Source organism: Collinsella sp. CLA-ER-H10, assembly GCF_040092475.1.
GTDB lineage: Bacteria > Actinomycetota > Coriobacteriia > Coriobacteriales > Coriobacteriaceae > Collinsella.
Window position 1 is genome coordinate 1 of record NZ_JBBNLM010000065.1, and the last position, 2,167, is coordinate 2,167.

Annotated in this window: 3 protein-coding genes; all 3 read left to right on the top strand. The window is 65.3% G+C overall.

Going from position 1 to position 2,167, the window contains the following annotated elements:
• Positions 1-75 precede the first annotated feature (75 nt).
• On the top strand, positions 76-675 hold the full coding sequence (locus AAAX36_RS09755; RefSeq protein WP_349075385.1) for an HD domain-containing protein: 600 nt from the start codon (positions 76-78) through the stop codon (positions 673-675).
• Positions 676-758: 83 nt separating this feature from the next.
• Positions 759-1,256 carry a helix-turn-helix domain-containing protein gene (locus AAAX36_RS09760; RefSeq protein ID WP_099431658.1) on the top strand — a complete coding sequence of 166 codons (498 nt, stop codon included), beginning with the start codon at positions 759-761 and terminating at the stop codon, positions 1,254-1,256.
• A gap of 20 nt (positions 1,257-1,276) precedes the next feature.
• Positions 1,277-2,128, top strand: a complete 852-nt coding sequence (locus AAAX36_RS09765; RefSeq protein WP_349075387.1) for an IS3 family transposase — start codon at positions 1,277-1,279, stop codon at positions 2,126-2,128.
• Positions 2,129-2,167: the final 39 nt, after the last annotated feature.

Below are 2,167 nucleotides of genomic sequence, written 5' to 3' on the forward strand. Positions count from 1 at the left end.
AGGCGCCTTTGTGGTGGTTTTCTTGTTCTAGTAGTATTCATTCTTATCGAAACCTACGAGCACAAGGAGTCTCTTATGGCAGAGATGCTTACCGCCGGAATCACCCGCGACCGTGCATTCGAACTGCTCAACGAGCACAACAAGGACCCGTTCCACATCACCCACGGTGAGACGGTCGAGGGCACCATGCGCTACTTTGCGCGCGAGTTCGACCCCGAGAACGAGGAGTTTTGGGGCATCGTCGGCCTGCTGCACGACTTGGATTGGGAGGAGCATGAGGACGACCCCGTGAACCACACCATCTATGCGGCCGAGATCCTCGAGGGCGAGGGTGCATCTCCCGAGCTCATCCGTGCCATTCAGACGCATACCTCGGACTTCAACACCTCGCTGCCCAAGCCCGAGTTGCAGATGGAAAAGATCCTGTTTGCCTGCGATGAGCTCACCGGCCTGATCGGCGCTGCAGTCATCATGCGCCCGAGCAAGAGCGTTATGGACTTTACGACCAAGTCGCTCAAGAAGAAGTTCAAGGACAAGCGCTTTGCCGCCGGCTGCTCGCGCGACGTGATTTCGCAGGGCGCCGAGATGTTGGGCTGGGAGCTCCCCGAGCTCTTTGACCGCACCATCGCGGCCATGCAGTCCTTCGCCCCCGACCGCGATACCTTCCAGGCCTAACCGCCCACGCCACCTAAAACCGCCACAAAGGGGACGGTGAACTGCCTCCCATTTCTTGGACATCGGGAAATGGGAGGTTTTCCATGAGTATAGACCTCAGGGTGAAGCACGACCTGGAGTCCAGGAGGCGGGCCGTCGAGCTCTTCGACGCCGGCGTCGGCTGCAAGCCGGCGGCCGAGGCCCTGTCCGTCCCCCGCGAGACCGTGAGAGAATGGCAGTGGGTATACCGGGCGTTCGGAAGCGAGGCGCTGCTGTCCATGGGCGGGAAACAATCCAGGTACACATTCGAGCAGAGGGTCGCCGCGGCGTCGGCCGTGGTCGACGGCGGGATGGCGAAGACCGACGCCATGGCCGAGTTCGGGATCAGGTCGAAGTCCCCGCTGGAGCGCTGGTGCAGGCTCTACCGCGAGGGCGGCGCCGAGGCGCTGCGGCCCGGCCCGAAGGGCAGGCCGAGGGGGTCGAGGTCGAAACCCCGGGCCCGCACCCGCGAGCAGGAGCTCGAGGAGCGCTGCCGCAGGCTCGAGGCCGAGGTCGCCTACCTAAAAAAATTGCGCGCCCTGGTCGAGCGGGACGGGCTCTGACCAGGGCGGCGGCCGAGGCGGTGAGGGCGCTGCGCGCGGAGGGGCACTCCCTGCGCCACCTGCTGGAGTGCTCGGGGCTCAGGAGGTCGACCTACTACTACGCGCTGGCGCACCCGCGGAGGCCGACCAGGCCCGAGCTGCGCGACGCCGCGGCCGAGATATTCTCGCGCACCGCCAACGGCTGCGGGCACCGGCAGATAGCCATGTGCCTGCGCGCCGAGCTGGGCGCGGTCGTGGCCGACAAGACCGTGCTCAAGATGATGCGCGAGATGGGCATCCGGTGCGGGATACGCCGCCGGGGCTCCCGACGCCGGTACAGCTCCTACAGGGGGCTCGTGGGGAGCACGTTCGAGAACGTCATCGCGAGGGACTTCGGCGCCGACGGGCCGTGGCAGAAGCTCGGCACCGACGTCACCGAGTTCAAGGTCGCCGGCGCCAAGGCCTACTGGGCCCCGGTGCTCGACTTCTGCACGAAGGAGATCGTGGCGAGCGACATATCGACCTCGCCGGACCTCGCCCAGCAGCACAGGATGCTCGACCGGCTCCTCGAGGCCCTGCCAGACGGGGCGGCGCCGACCATGCACTCGGACATGGGCTGGCAGTACCAGCACGAGTCCTACGCCTCCAGGCTGGAGGGGGCGGGCATCACCCAAAGCATGTCACGCAAGGGGAACTGCATCGACAACGCCGCCACCGAGCAGCTCTTCGGCCACGTGAAGGACGAGTTCTACCGCGGCAGGGAGTGGGGCAGCTTCGGGGACTTCAAGCGCGACCTGGAGGAGTACATAGCCCATTGGAACACGCGGCGCAGGCAGGTAAGATTGAAGGGCCTGACGCCGGAGGAGTTCCGGAACCAGGCCCTTGCGGCGTAGTCGCTATTTATTCAGTCCAAGTTTCGGGGCGCAGTTCAC